The following is a 288-nucleotide window of genomic DNA, read 5'->3' as shown; positions in this document are numbered from 1 at the left end:
ATCAATCGTATTTAATTCCGATTCATGTACGCGGCCAAATTCCATACCAGTAAGTTTGTATACAAAGCTAACAGGTTTATATTTCCTTTATTCAGCATTTACCCTTCGAACATGAAAAAATACTTATTGCTTATCTGGCTATTGCCCATCATCGTAACAGCACAGCAAAGACCCAATATTATTTATATCATGAGTGATGATCATGATGCCAATGCGATTAGTGCTTATGGCTCTCAACTATTAGCTACACCGAATATTGACAGACTTGCAAAAGAAGGAATGCTGTTC

Annotated in this window: 1 protein-coding gene; it reads left to right on the top strand. The window is 36.5% G+C overall.

The features are described from left to right. Positions 1-24: 24 nt before the first annotated feature. A partial coding sequence (locus VJI94_RS08985) for a sulfatase-like hydrolase/transferase (protein ID WP_416383679.1) occupies positions 25-288 on the top strand: 264 nt, incomplete at its 3' end.

It is taken from the genome of Parvimonas sp. D9, assembly GCF_035282565.1.
Taxonomy (GTDB): domain Bacteria; phylum Bacillota; class Clostridia; order Tissierellales; family Peptoniphilaceae; genus Parvimonas; species Parvimonas micra.
Note: the sequence above shows the minus strand (reverse complement) of the source record. Positions and strands in the feature narration are given on the sequence as shown.